The following is a 12,486-nucleotide window of genomic DNA, read 5'->3' as shown; positions in this document are numbered from 1 at the left end:
CATGAACGGTGATGATCAGATGCTGGCGCTCGATAACCAGATCTGCTTTGCCCTCTATGCCCTCAATCGGGCCGTCACAGCGCGGTATCGTCCCGTGCTGGCGGAACTGGGACTGACCTATCCGCAGTATCTGGTGATGCTGGCTCTCTGGGAGCATGGCCCGGTTGGCGAGGCCGCCCGGGTATCGGATATAGGCGCCCGGTTGCGCCTGGACAGCGGCACTCTCACGCCGCTTTTGAAGCGGCTGGAGGAGCGCGGTCTGCTCATCCGGCGCCGGCAGGCAAGTGACGAGCGGGTTGTTCGCCTTAGCCTGACAGGCGACGGCTGGCGGTTACGGGAACAGGCTCGCGGGGTGCCAGGGCAATTGATGTGCGGCCTGGATGTGGCGCCGGAACGGTTGGTCGCCCTTCGGCAGGAGCTCAGAAGTCTGCTTGAGGTTCTGGAGCGTTCGGGGCCCAGCGATTGATAATGGCCCTGAGCTCCTCACGCTTGTAGGGTTTGGTGATGTAATCATTCATTCCGGCTTCCAGGCAATCCTCCCGATCACCCTGCATAACATTGGCGGTCACCGCAATAATCGGCAAGTTTTGCCATTCCGGGTTGCGCCTGATGGCCCGGGTTGCCTCGTAACCATCCATAACGGGCATCTGGCAATCCATAAGAACCAGGTCGTAACGGCGCTTTTGCAACGCCTCCAATGCCCTCTGGCCGTTCTCTGCATGGTCTACCCGATGGCCCAGCTTCTTCAGCAGGCTGCTGGCGACCAGCTGATTGACCTGGTTATCCTCGACCAGCAGCAGGGTGAGTTGGTTCTCGGTTCTCGCGGCCCTGGTTGATTGATCCAGCGGTTGTGAACTGCCGCTGTCCGGCAATCCTGCGGCGGCGCAGAGGCAGTGGTAGAGTTCGGTGCGTCTGAGCGGCAGCGGCAGGATAAACTGACCGGGACGGCCGGAACTGATTGAGCCAGTGCTGTCTGCCATGATAACGCCCATTCCCTGCCAGTCATCGGCAAAGGCCTTGCACTCTTCGTCGCCAGGCTCTGCGGCCACCAGCAAGATGCCCTTGGGATGACGGCTGGCGCTTCTGACCGGGATAGCCCAGGCCCGCAGTTGTGATTCAATTGCCAGCCGGTGCGGGTGATCCTGTGGTATGGCCATGGCGACACCTGTTTCGCACAGCCGGGTTGCAGCGGCTTCTGGCAGAGTCGGGTGTGCGGGTTCATGCACCGGCAGGGGCAGGGTGACGGTGAAATGAGTACCGGCGCCCTCGCTGGAATCCACCAGTATCTGCCCGTGCATACGTTCCACCAGTTGGCGGCACAGTGTCAGGCCAAGACCGGTGCCGCCATACAGCCGGGTGGTGTCGGTGTCGGCCTGCGAAAACGGTGAGAAGATCCGGTGCAAGCCTTCCTTGGACATGCCTATGCCGCTATCGATAACCTCCATGCGAAGGCTTCCACCGGAATAGGTGGTGCGCACCCTGACATGGCCATCGTCGGTAAACTTGACCGCGTTACTGAGAAGATTATTGAGGATCTGGCGAGTGCGCGTCGGGTCGCCCAGAAACTGCTCGGGTAGCATCGGGTCGGTTTCATTGACCAGGTTGATGTGTTTGCGTCGAGCTTGTTGGGCGTGAAGAGTTGAGCATTCCTCCACCAGGTCGCGAACGCTGAACGGAATGTTCTCGAGATTGAGTTTTCCGGCTTCGACCTTGGAGATGTCAAGAATGTCGTTGAGCAGGCCCAGCAGGCTCTCACCGGCGTTCAGGGCAATCTCCAGGCGGTTTCTCTGGCCAGCGTCCTGTTCACTTTCCAGCGCCAGCCCGAGCATTCCCAGCACCCCGTTCAGGGGGGTGCGGATCTCATGGCTCATGCTGGCCAGGAAGTTGGCTCGTGCCCGGGCCCGTCGCACCGCGTCTTCCTTGGCACGAACCAATGCCCGATTACCCCGTTGCAAGGCCTGATTCTTTTCCGAAATCTCCCGTGTTCGATCTTCAACTTCCTGCTCCAGCTGGCTGGAGTAATTTTTCATGGCGCTTTCGGCTGCCCTCAACTGGGCCACGCTGCCTTCCATGTGTTCAAGGTGCTGGTTGATGATGCCAACCATGGTGCCGATTTCGTCAAAACGATGGTTGGCAGGCACCGGCAGCCGGACCTTTTCCGGGGTGCTGGCCCTGACCCGGCTCAATGCTTCAATCACGTTGAGCATGGGGCGGGTCAGCACGAAATAGAAAATGCCAAGCAGCGCAACCGACAGCACCAGGCTCTTGAACAGTCCAATGACGAATGTGTTGACTGCCCGCTGGAGGAACTGCCAGCCGTAGTGCCAGGTATCGATGGTGACAACCAGATGGCCCAATGGCAGGTCCTGTAACTGGGGTACCTGGAGTTCTGTGCTGAAGACACTGCTGGAACCGAACAGCAGGTCGCTGATCCAGCGGTATCGGGAGATCGGGCTACTTTGGCTGGCGGCCGACATGGTCTGGCCATCACTGTCCACAATCCGCGCATCTATGGTCGCCGGGTGGCGTAACAGGCCATCCAGCAGTTCCTCGGCCAGCCTCACGTCGATATTGTAGGCAATCTGGGACGCCGGACTGTTACTGATCTCGATCAGTGCCCGTATGTCCTGTTCCATGGCGTCTTTCGCCGAGAAATAGTCGAGGGTGATCTGAATCAGGTTCAGAATCAGGCCAAGAGCCATGGCCACCAGTACGGTGTCGCGGGTAAGGCGGTAGGAAAGTCTGTGCCGGAAGCTCTTTAACACGGTGAATGGTCGTCCCTGTGGCTGGTCAATTGGGTAAAGCGTGTTCCTCAGTCGTCGTAGTCAGCCTTTTTCTTCCAGGTGCCATCGTCCTGCAAGAAGTTATCCCATTCCCGGTCTAGCTTTGAGTGGCTTTCGGTTTGTGTGGTGCCGTCGGCCATACTGGCTTCAAGCTCTTTGATGCGCGTTCTGAAGCTCTTGACGGCTTTCATGGCCAGCGGATTATCTTTGGATTTACCCATTTCCGTGCTGGCCAGGTGGTAGGCGTGTATGGCCTTGCGGATCTGGTTCTGCCGGATATGGTCCCGGGCCTGGAAAACGTGCAGGTCGGCGTGGGTCTTGTGCACCAGAAACAGCACATGCTTCAGGTGCTTTTTGGCGCTGGCGGTGTCGAGCCGGCCGGCTTTGTGCATGGCCTCAATCATTTTGAACAGGCTTTGAAGCAGTTCTTTGACGTAGGTTGCTTTCTCGGGGGAGTCGATTCTGACCGATGCCCGGTTATCATTGTTCTCCAGTACCTGTTTCCTGGTCTGTTTGATGGTGTCGAGCCATTCGCTGACCGGTTGCTCGGACTTAAGCGCGACCAGATCGTGACAGGATTCCTCCATGCGCTTGAGCAGCAGCAGCTTGAGGTCGGGAGACAGGTACTGGGCCGGAATCTCCGAGAACAGGCGGTAGGCGCGATTGTATTCGTCTTCCCGGGCGGTCATCTTGCGAACCCGCTCAATCCGCGCCTTTTCACGCATCTGACTGATAACGATAATGACCAGTGAGACGGTGACGATCGCCGCGAGCAGCAGCACAATGGTGGTGGTATCCATGGTGTCGGTAATGGCTCCGGATTACAGTGAACGGACCGCCTTTGCGGGCGCGCCTCTAATTGTCAGATATTATTGGGTAACGCCCTGAAAGCCTAGCAGAAATCTGGGCAATCGTCCGTTTCCGGTTGTAAGTACAGGAAATACTTCATTCATTTAATGAATTGTGGGTTTCCTGTATATTGGTCTGGTGAATGTGTGGGCGGGCCAGACCGGTGCCGCCACTCTGCTTTCCAGGATTTTTTGCATGGACATTTCCCGGGTAGATCTCAATCTGCTTGTATACCTTGACGTGCTGCTGCGTGAACGCAATGTCACCAAGGCCGCCAATCATCTGGGCATCACCCAGCCTGCTATGAGCAACGGTTTGCGCCGGTTACGGGATCTGTTTGGCGACCCGTTGCTGGTGCGTACCAGTGAAGGCATGACAGCCACGGAGCGGGCCCGGGAACTGCAGCCGTTGGTCCGTGGCATTCTGTCGGACATTGAACAGGCGGTGCAGGAGAAAACCCCCTTTGCTGCCCAGGAGAGCCAGCGGGTATTCCGTATCATGGCCAGTGACTACGCGGAATCCTGTCTGATGCCCAGGGTGTTGCGGCGGATTCGCCAGGAGGCGCCCCACGTTACCCTGGACGTGCTGACCCCCAGCGACGTGAGCTTTCTGGATGTGGAGCAGGGCCGGCTGGATATGGCCATCAACCGTTTCGACAAGATTCCTCAATCGTTCCACCAGAAAACCTTGTGGATCGAGTATTTTGCCTGCCTGATGAATGCCCGTAATCCCATTCTTAAAGAGCCGTTTACCCTGGATACCTACCTGGATGCCAGCCATATCTGGGTCAGTAAAACCGGTTTTGGTGTGGGCGTGGGGGTGAACCCCAAGGATGTCCAGCGGCTGGGGTGGGTAGACGAAGCCTTGGGGCGAATGGGCCGCAAGCGGCAGATCTCGGTTTTCACCCGGCATTATCAGGTGGCCATGTTGCTGGCGGAGCAGCATGACCTGATTGCCACTCTGCCATCTCGCGCGGCCTGGTTGCAGAAAGACAACCCGAACCTGGTGGTGAAGGTGCCACCGTTCGAGATTCCGCCGTTCGAGCTGAAAATGGCCTGGAGTCCATTACTGCAGCACAACAGCGATCATCAATGGTTGCGTAAGCTGATTGCCGAGGTGGCGGAAGAAGTGGACGAGGAGTTTGCACCCTTCGGTGCCAGATTTGAGTCGCCACAAGCTACCCCGGGGCTGCATTCAGAGCGGTAGTTCCCGAAGTTCCAGCGAGCCCCGGCCAGCATCCCACATGCGCTGGAAGGCTTCCTCCATGAGCTTGACCCGGCCCGGGTTGGCAAAATTGGCGAAGCCTTCCGGCTTATTGAAATCGTGGCGGTACAGTACACCCTCACGGTCTGCCAGCAGGAACGGCTGGTTTTCCATCGGATAATCGGTGTTGACCAACCGCAGCTCAATCCGGCTGGTGAGCCGGCGCATCAGCTCTACCAGTTGGTGCCGGCGTTTAACCAACGGCTTGTCATCGTGAATCAGGATGCGCACTTCGCTAAGCCGGTGCCGGCGAGCCACCGCAGAGATCAGTTCCCGTAACGGGTAGCGGTCGTAGAGGCCGTGATCAAGCACGTCGTCATACAGCCATATGCGTTGGCCGGCTTGGGCGACCAATGAGTCCATCAATTCCAGCATGGTGCTTTCATCGCCGAACAGCCAGCTTTCGGAATCCTCGCCAAGAATCAGTGGCTTCGCGCGTTGATCACCTGGATGACTGGCCAGTGTGGGAGCCAGGCAGCGCATATCCAGATGGGGAATGCCAGCGTCATCATAGATATCCGAGCAGATGTGAAAGCCGAAGCGTTGGTAGAACCCGGTGGCGTGCTGCTGGGCGGAGAGTTTCAGTTCCTGGAAGCGACCAGCGGATTCGGCCAGCAGGTGTCTGAGCAGGGCATCACCAGCCCCCAGGCCACGATACTCCGGTAACACCGCCATACGACCGATGTAACCGGTTTCCTCCATTGTGGAGAAAAGGCGAGCGGTAGCCACCGGTGTGTTGCTGTCATCCACCGCCAGGTAATGGTCAGCAATCTCGTCGGTGTCGTCCCACTCCAGCTCCGGTGGCACCTGCTGTTCCTCAACGAACACCCGTTGGCGGATGTCCCTGATGGATGATGGCGCCAGTTGCCAGCTGTATTTTCGGAATCTCAGGTTCATGGCTTACTCGAAATACACCGAGCCCTGGTTGTACAGATTGGTTAGCAGGCCAAGCAAGGCCTCGTCGCCGGCAAACTCTGCCAGCGCGGCCATATTCATCCTGGCGCTGGCGCAGAGTAGTGGCGCCAGTGGCCGGGCATCGCCTTTCAGAAGGTATTGTTCGCCATCCACAAACAGGGCAGTTTCACTGTCCAGTTCATGATAGGCGAAGCGGGAACCCTCGTTCCAGCGCAGTTGCTCGCCGGCGCGGATGGCTTCAGCCAGATCTTCTGCTTCTGCAGGTTCATCCGCCGGCACCACAATTTCCAGGCTCTTGGGAGCGGTGGCGAACTGGCCAAACCACAGGGCCAGGTTGCGGCGATCACCCAGTTGTTCACGGATGATGGTGTCCAGGCGGTTGATGACCTCCGGGCCGATGGTACCGGGGTTGTCCTGTACTCGAAGGTCCGGGTCATCCAGATGCTCGGCGGCTTTTTCTTTCTGACTGAGAAAATCGGTAAAACTGGTGAGCAAGTCATCGATGGTCGGGGCACGAAAACCCACGGACAGAGTAATACAGTCGTCTTCAGCCACGCCGTGGTGGCCTATACCCGGGGGCAGGTACAGCATGTCGCCCGGGGCCAGGGTGACGGTTTCCTCGCCATCCCAGCTGCTCAGGATGCGCAGTGGGGTGCCTTCTACTCTCGGCGAGGTATGGTCACAGTGGCCGCCGAACGTCCAGCGCCGGTGGCCCTGGGCCTGCAGCAGGAAAACATCATACATGTCGTAGTGAGGGCCAACGCTGCCACCTTTCGGGGCGTAGCTGGCCATGATGTCATCCAGACGCCAGTTGGGAATGAAGCGGAAGTTGTCGAGCAGGTCGGCAATCTCCGGTACCCAGTGGTCCAGGCCCTGAACCAGTAAGGTCCAGTCCTGTTCCGGCAAGTCACTGAAGCGGTCCGGGTTGAAAGGACCGTTGTGCAGTTGCCAGGGTTTACCGGCATCGTTCTCGATCACGATGCGAGATTCCACTGCTTCCTCACAGGCTAGCCCGGCCAGTTCGTCCGGACTGACCGGACACCGGAAGCCGGGAAATGCCTGACGGATAACCAGCGGCTTCTTCTGCCAGTAGTCCCGCAGAAATTCAGAAGCTGTCAGTCCGCCAAGCATGTCCATGGTGTTGCTCCAGGTTAAATATTGCCGGCCTGTTCGACGGCATTACCAATGTAGGTATCCGGTGTCAGGGCGCGCAGTTCGGCCTTGGCGTGCTCCGGAATATCCAGTGTTTCGACGAAATTCTTGATGACTTCCGGGCTCATGGCTTTGCCACGGGTCAAGTCTTTGAGCTTTTCGTAGGGTTTTTCGATGTTGTAACGGCGCATCACGGTCTGGATCGGCTCGGCCAGCACTTCCCAGGCGTTGTTCAGGTCTTCGTTGAGGCGGGCCGGGTTGATTTCCAGTTTGCTCAGGCCCTTCAGGGTAGCCTCATAGGCAATCAGGCTGTGAGCAAAGCCCACGCCCAGATTACGCAGCACTGTGGAGTCGGTCAGGTCACGCTGCCAGCGGGAGATTGGCAGCTTGGCAGACAGGTGGCTGAAGAGCGCGTTGGCGATGCCCAGGTTGCCCTCGGAGTTCTCGAAGTCGATGGGGTTTACCTTGTGGGGCATGGTGGAGGAGCCAATCTCGCCGGCCACTGTCTTCTGTTTGAAGTAGCCCAGGGAGATGTAACCCCAGATGTCCCGGTCCAGATCGATCAGGATGGTATTGAAGCGGGCAATGGCGTCATACAGTTCGGCGATGTAGTCGTGGGGCTCGATCTGAGTGGTGTACGGGTTCCAGTCCAGGCCCAGGCTCTCAATGAACTCTTCGGCGTTGGCTGCCCAGTCCACATCCGGATAGGCGGACAGATGGGCGTTGTAGTTGCCGACCGCACCGTTGATCTTGCCCATGATTTCCACTTCGCGGATTTGCATCAACTGGCGGCGCAGGCGATACACCACGTTGGCCAGTTCCTTGCCGACGGTGGTGGGAGACGCGGTTTGTCCGTGGGTGCGGGACAGCATGGGCTGTTCGGCATGTTCCTTGGCCAGTTCGGCCAGTTTGTCGACGACTTTGTCCATGGCCGGCAACAGGCCGTGGTCCAGGCCTTCGCGCAGCATCAGCCCGTGAGACAGGTTGTTGATGTCTTCGGAAGTGCAGGCAAAGTGGACGAATTCGGTCACCGCGTGCAGCTCGGGCACATCGGCGATCTTTTCTTTGATCAGGTACTCGACCGCTTTGACATCGTGGTTGGTGGTGCGTTCGATGTCCTTGATGCGCTCGGCGTCAGCCAGGCTGAATTCGCTGACCATTTTGTCCAGGAAGGCGTTGGCTTCGTCGGAGAATGCCGGCACTTCGGTAATGGCCGGGTGAGCGGCCAGTTTCTGCAACCAGCGGATTTCGACAGTTACCCGGTTACGGATCAGGCCGTATTCACTGAAGATGCTGCGAAATACGCTGACTTTACTGCCGTAGCGACCATCGACCGGGGAAATGGCGGTCAGGGCGGTGAGTTCCATCGAAAACCTCTCAGTTCATCAAAGAAAAATCGGATCGGAAATATATGAAGGCGCTAATGATACACCAGAGGGCGCCGCGAATCAGCGCAGCAACTCCCGGGCGTGCATGATGACCTTTTTGCGTTTGAAGATCAGCTGCCAGCGGTGGCCGCCGCTCTGACGCCAGAGCACTGCCGAGCGGATACCAGCCAGCAACAGGGCGCGGACCTTCGCTGCATTTTCTTCCCGTTGCAGCACCTGGGGGTTGCCGCTGACCTGAATGCGTAGGCGGAACGTGCTGATGGTGTCTGTGTAAATGGACGCCAGATTGCCGATCAGGTTGCTGTGGGTGTATCCGAAGTGGCTGGCGGTATGCCGTGCCTGTTCAATCCGGCTGCCAATCACATCGAGCATGTCGCCGTCGCGTTTGAGTTTGGACTCGAGATGAACGAGGTTCAGCACGTATCGCAATATCTCGACGTCCTGTGGGCGGCTCTGTTGCGCCAGTGAGGTAGACAGGGCCTCCAGGCCTTCACGGATGTCGGACAATTCGCCCCCGTAAACATCCAGGGTGGACGCGGGATCGGTGGCGAACAGAGAGCGTATGCAGGTTTCCAGGGACTCGTCGCTACAGCTGCCATTATGGGCAATCTGCCGCACCAGTGCTGCTGCCTGGAACAGGCCAGCCAACGCCAGGGTCTGGTCGTGCAGGGATTTGCTCATGCGCGGGCCCCTGCATCGACAGTTAGCTCCAGCCGTGATGGCAGCGCTTCGCCATCCCGCCAGGTTTGTTCGATCACGCCGCCGCCCAGGCAGACATCGCCCTGATAGAACACCACTGACTGGCCGGGGGTGACGGCCCGCTGGGCATCGTCAAAGACCACTTTGACGCCGCCTTCGATAACGGTCACTTCGCAGTCCTGATCTGGCTGGCGATAGCGGGTTTTTGCTTTGCAGCGGAAGCTCTGGGCGGGCGGCTCACCGGCCACCCAGTCAATGGCGCCAGACACAAGGCCGCGGGAAAACAACAGTGGGTGGTTCTTGCCCTGAACGGCAATCAGTACATTGCGGGACAGGTTTTTTTCAGCCACATACCAGGGCTCGTCACCAAATTCCGCGAGGCCGCCGATACCCAGCCCCTGGCGCTGGCCGATGGTGTGATACATCAGGCCCTGATGTTTGCCGATCACTTTGCCATCCGGTGTTTCGATGTCGCCGGGCTGGGCCGGCAGGTACTGTTTCAGGAAGTCGGTGAACTTGCGCTCGCCGATGAAGCAGATACCGGTAGAATCTTTTTTGTCGTGGGTAACAAAGCCTTGTTCCTCGGCAATACGGCGAACTTCCGGTTTTTCCAGCTCTCCTACCGGGAACAGGGTGCGCGCAATACGGTCACCAGACACCGCGTGCAGGAAGTAGCTCTGATCCTTGTTGGGGTCCAGACCCTTCAGCAGTTGAGCCTTTCCAGTGCCATCATTAAGAGGGCGCTGGCGGGTGTAGTGGCCGGTAGCGATGTAGTCGGCACCCAGGGTGACGGCATAATCCAGAAACGCCCGGAATTTCACTTCCTTATTGCACAGGATGTCCGGGTTGGGGGTGCGCCCTGCGCTGTATTCTGACAGAAAGTGCTCAAACACCCGGTCCCAGTATTCAGCCGCAAAACTGGCGGTGTGCAGCTTGATACCAATGGCATCCGCCACTGCCTGGGCATCGGCGAGGTCGGTCATGGCGGTGCAGTACTCAGTACCGTCGTCTTCATCCCAGTTTTTCATGAACAGGCCTTCCACCTGGTAGCCCTGGTCTTTCAACAGCCAGGCGGCAACAGAGGAGTCCACGCCGCCGGACATGCCGACAATCACGCGGGTGTTCTTGGGAGTACTGGAGTCAGGATTCTGGATCATGAGCCTTTCGGTAGCCGGTTGAAAACGGCGATTTTATCATCTTGTGGTGATTACGTCTGGTCATCCACCACTACATCGAGGGGGAATTGCCGGCCATTTCGGTAATCCTCGATACAGCGCAGCACCAAAGGGCTGCGGAGCTTGTCGCCGAGTCCCCGAATTTCTTCAATGCTGAGCCAGTGCGGCTGAATAATGCCGGTGTCCAGCTCCGTGGTGACCTGCTTTGTCGCGCGGGCGGCGTAGCAAAAGCGGTGATAGGTAACGCCGTTGGCCGGTGCTTTATAAGTGTATACGCCCAAAAAGAACTGAGGCTCCACTTCCCAGCCGGTCTCTTCCAGGGTTTCACGGCACACCGCATCCAGCACGGCTTCGTTTTCTTCAATGTGGCCCGCTGGTTGATTGAACACCACTTTGCCGTTGCTGATTTCCTCAACCAGCAGGAACTGACCCTGTTCGTTTTCGACCACAACGGCGACGGTGGCATGGGGTTTCCAGGTCATGGTTAACGAGGTCTCCTGTGTCTGACCGGCCGGGATTTCGGGCGGCCGGGTTTCGGTTTGCCGGTTGCCGGGCTGTCAGGCAGGTGCACGGTCTCAAGCCGATACTGCCCGGGCTCGAGATTGTCGAGTGTCCAGTCACCAATCCGGTACCGAATAAGTCTAAGGGTAGGGTAGCCAACGGCTGCTGTCATGCGCCGTACCTGGCGGTTACGGCCTTCGGTGATGGTGAGCTCAAGCCAGCTGGTCGGAATGGTTTCCCGGTGCCGGACTGGCGGAACCCTGGGCCAGACGGTCGGTTCGTTCATTCGGCGGGCTGTAGCGGGCCGGGTTAACCCATCTTTCAGCTTGACACCCTGACAAAGCTGCTCAATGGCCTGCTGGGAAATCTCACCATCCACCTGAACCCAGTAGGTTTTTGGCATTTTGTTGTCAGGTGCGGCAATTCGATGTTGCAGGGGGCCGTGATTGGTCAGCAGAAGCAAGCCTTCAGAGTCGTAGTCCAACCGGCCAGCGGGGTAGAAGCCGGGTTTCTTGATCCAGTCGGCAAGTGTTGCGCGGGGGTTGTTCTGGCGTTCGTCGGTGAACTGACTTAATACCTGAAATGGCTTGTTGAAAAGAATCAGCTCCGCCATGCACGGGGTCCTGTCTCGCTAACGGGTGCTCGAAAGCGGCAAGCGTAAAGGATAAAACCCTGTGAAAAAAGCATAAAAAAACGTACCTGCCAGCTGAACTGGCAGGTGAGAGTGATTGGCCAAGGCGCCTTCTCAGGCGTTAACGGCTCTGGGCGGATATCCGTCCCGGCCTGACGATTGGTCCCGGGAGGACGGCTCAGACTGTTTGCCCCCAATTTCAGAGGGCTGCTTCGCCTGAGTTTCGTCAGGAACGATATTGACGGCGTGCACCCCTTTGTCACTGGGCTTTTTCTCAAAGGTGACCGCCTGGCCAGCTTTCAGCGTTTTGTAGCCGTCCATTTGCACCGAAGAGAAGTGGGCGAACAGGTCATCGCTGCAGCCGTCTTCGATGATAAAGCCGTATCCCTTGGCGTTGTTGAACCATTTGACCTTGCCTCTAGGCATGATGAACTCCCCTGTTCCTTTGCTGTCACTCTTATTATTGGAATTGCTGCCTGAGACCCGGACGGGCCGGGTCATAAATGGTGCGATTCGGCATGGCAGGTGTCGCTTGCTGTTACATGCCGGTTGCACAGGTTTACATTATTTTACAATGCACCTTAACTGTCGGCCAAACCCGGGCTCGAGTCAAGGGGCAGTAGTCGCCGAATGAGTGGTTCAACAAGGTCCGGAAGCGGTATCATGTCCGTATTGATAAATAACTCACGCTTGAACCGGGCTTTCGCTTGAAAACCGGGTTGCGGGCAACCACATTTAGTCAGGAAACCGAATAACCGGTAAACAGAACCATGCGGACAATTGAGAATTCTCTACTAGTATTTAATCAGGGGGAGGACGAACAGCCCGGGCGTCATGAAGGTGTTAGTGTTGCGCCCGAGAAGCCAGCTCTGAAGCGCCCGGCCCGGTATCGGGTTGTGCTCCTGAACGATGACTACACACCCATGGATTTCGTGGTGGATGTACTGATGAAGTTCTTCGGAATGAACGAAGAAAAGGCGACGCAGGTGATGCTGCTCGTCCATACGCAGGGAAAAGCCGTATGTGGGGTATATACCCGTGACATCGCGGAAACAAAGGCGGCACAGGTGAACCAGTATTCTTCGGAATGCGAGCATCCGCTCCTTTGCGAGATTGAACGTGCGGACTGA

Annotated in this window: 13 protein-coding genes; 3 read left to right on the top strand and 10 right to left on the bottom strand. The window is 57.8% G+C overall.

Features of this window, described 5'->3' with window-relative positions; translation table 11 throughout:
* Window position 1: 1 nt before the first annotated feature.
* Window positions 2–466: a MarR family winged helix-turn-helix transcriptional regulator gene (locus ACZ5Q2_RS15180; protein WP_061330986.1), complete on the top strand. Its 465-nt coding sequence runs from the start codon at window positions 2–4 to the stop codon at window positions 464–466.
* Here ACZ5Q2_RS15180 and ACZ5Q2_RS15175 read toward each other — a convergent pair.
* Both ACZ5Q2_RS15175 and ACZ5Q2_RS15170 read right to left on the bottom strand, forming a co-directional pair.
* Window positions 420–2,702, bottom strand: a complete 2,283-nt coding sequence (locus ACZ5Q2_RS15175) for a hybrid sensor histidine kinase/response regulator (RefSeq protein ID WP_082780501.1) — start codon at window positions 2,700–2,702, stop codon at window positions 420–422. The two genes, ACZ5Q2_RS15180 and ACZ5Q2_RS15175, sit on opposite strands and share 47 nt — an antisense overlap.
* A 110-nt stretch (window positions 2,703–2,812) precedes the next feature.
* The gene (locus ACZ5Q2_RS15170) at window positions 2,813–3,583 is read right to left on the bottom strand and encodes a hypothetical protein (RefSeq protein WP_061330988.1); all 771 of its coding nucleotides are present in this window, start codon (window positions 3,581–3,583) and stop codon (window positions 2,813–2,815) included.
* 244 nt (window positions 3,584–3,827) lie between these two features.
* Between ACZ5Q2_RS15170 and ACZ5Q2_RS15165 the strand changes: the two genes are divergently transcribed.
* On the top strand, window positions 3,828–4,838 hold the full coding sequence (locus tag ACZ5Q2_RS15165; protein WP_058089869.1) for a LysR family transcriptional regulator: 1,011 nt from the start codon (window positions 3,828–3,830) through the stop codon (window positions 4,836–4,838).
* Here the strand turns inward: ACZ5Q2_RS15165 and ACZ5Q2_RS15160 are convergent.
* The 8 genes from ACZ5Q2_RS15160 to ACZ5Q2_RS15125 form a co-directional block, all read right to left on the bottom strand.
* A complete protein-coding gene (locus ACZ5Q2_RS15160) occupies window positions 4,827–5,792 on the bottom strand; it encodes a GNAT family N-acetyltransferase (RefSeq protein WP_061330989.1) in 966 nt (321 codons plus the stop codon). The genes ACZ5Q2_RS15165 and ACZ5Q2_RS15160 overlap by 12 nt on opposite strands.
* Window positions 5,793–5,795: 3 nt before the next feature.
* Window positions 5,796–6,947 carry a cupin domain-containing protein gene (locus ACZ5Q2_RS15155; protein WP_058089545.1) on the bottom strand — a complete coding sequence of 384 codons (1,152 nt, stop codon included), beginning with the start codon at window positions 6,945–6,947 and terminating at the stop codon, window positions 5,796–5,798.
* 14 nt (window positions 6,948–6,961) lie between these two features.
* The gene (gene purB / locus ACZ5Q2_RS15150; RefSeq protein ID WP_061330990.1) at window positions 6,962–8,329 is read right to left on the bottom strand and encodes an adenylosuccinate lyase; all 1,368 of its coding nucleotides are present in this window, start codon (window positions 8,327–8,329) and stop codon (window positions 6,962–6,964) included.
* An 81-nt stretch (window positions 8,330–8,410) separates the two neighbouring features.
* Window positions 8,411–9,031, bottom strand: coding sequence for a high frequency lysogenization protein HflD (gene hflD / locus ACZ5Q2_RS15145; RefSeq protein ID WP_058089547.1), 621 nt, complete (start codon window positions 9,029–9,031; stop codon window positions 8,411–8,413).
* Window positions 9,028–10,206 (bottom strand): tRNA 2-thiouridine(34) synthase MnmA, encoded by a 1,179-nt coding sequence (gene mnmA, locus ACZ5Q2_RS15140; RefSeq protein WP_061330991.1) that lies wholly within the window; start codon window positions 10,204–10,206, stop codon window positions 9,028–9,030. Before mnmA ends, hflD begins: the two co-directional genes overlap by 4 nt.
* A 50-nt stretch (window positions 10,207–10,256) precedes the next feature.
* Window positions 10,257–10,706 (bottom strand): NUDIX hydrolase, encoded by a 450-nt coding sequence (locus tag ACZ5Q2_RS15135; protein WP_061330992.1) that lies wholly within the window; start codon window positions 10,704–10,706, stop codon window positions 10,257–10,259.
* Between the two features lie 2 nt (window positions 10,707–10,708).
* A complete protein-coding gene (locus tag ACZ5Q2_RS15130; protein ID WP_061330993.1) occupies window positions 10,709–11,338 on the bottom strand; it encodes a pseudouridine synthase in 630 nt (209 codons plus the stop codon).
* 132 nt (window positions 11,339–11,470) lie between these two features.
* Entirely contained in the window at window positions 11,471–11,782 is a 312-nt protein-coding gene (locus tag ACZ5Q2_RS15125; protein WP_058089870.1) for a cold shock domain-containing protein, read from the bottom strand.
* 344 nt (window positions 11,783–12,126) lie between these two features.
* On the opposite strand from ACZ5Q2_RS15125, the gene clpS reads away from it, so the two are divergent.
* On the top strand, window positions 12,127–12,486 hold the full coding sequence (gene clpS, locus ACZ5Q2_RS15120) for an ATP-dependent Clp protease adapter ClpS (protein ID WP_061330994.1): 360 nt from the start codon (window positions 12,127–12,129) through the stop codon (window positions 12,484–12,486).

Source organism: Marinobacter alkaliphilus, assembly GCF_055394375.1.
The sequence above is the reverse complement of the archived record's forward strand: the minus strand, read 5'-3'. Positions and strand labels throughout refer to the sequence as shown.